The 351-nt window shown below is 50.1% G+C and carries 1 rRNA gene; it reads right to left on the minus strand.

The annotated features are described in order from the left end of the window. A 23S ribosomal RNA gene (locus H3H36_RS26400) occupies nucleotides 1-351 on the minus strand; the annotation flags it as partial.

The following is a 351-nucleotide window of genomic DNA, read 5'->3' on the forward strand; positions in this document are numbered from 1 at the left end:
CTCCCGGGGTTCTTTTCGCCTTTCCCTCACGGTACTGGTTCACTATCGGTCGATTACGAGTATTTAGCCTTGGAGGATGGTCCCCCCATCTTCAGACAGGATTTCTCGTGTCCCGCCCTACTTGTCGCACGCTTAGTTCCACACATCGCATTTCGAATACGGGGCTATCACCCGCTATGGCTCCTATTTCCAGAGGATTCTTCTATGCGTCATGCTAAAACGTGCAGGCTCTTCCCATTTCGCTCGCCACTACTTTGGGAATCTCGGTTGATTTATTTTCCTGCAGCTACTTAGATGTTTCAGTTCGCCGCGTTCGCTTTGCATGCCTATGTATTCAGCATGCAATGACCT

Origin of the sequence: Rugamonas fusca, assembly GCF_014042365.1 — a bacterium.
GTDB lineage: Bacteria > Pseudomonadota > Gammaproteobacteria > Burkholderiales > Burkholderiaceae_D > Rugamonas > Rugamonas fusca.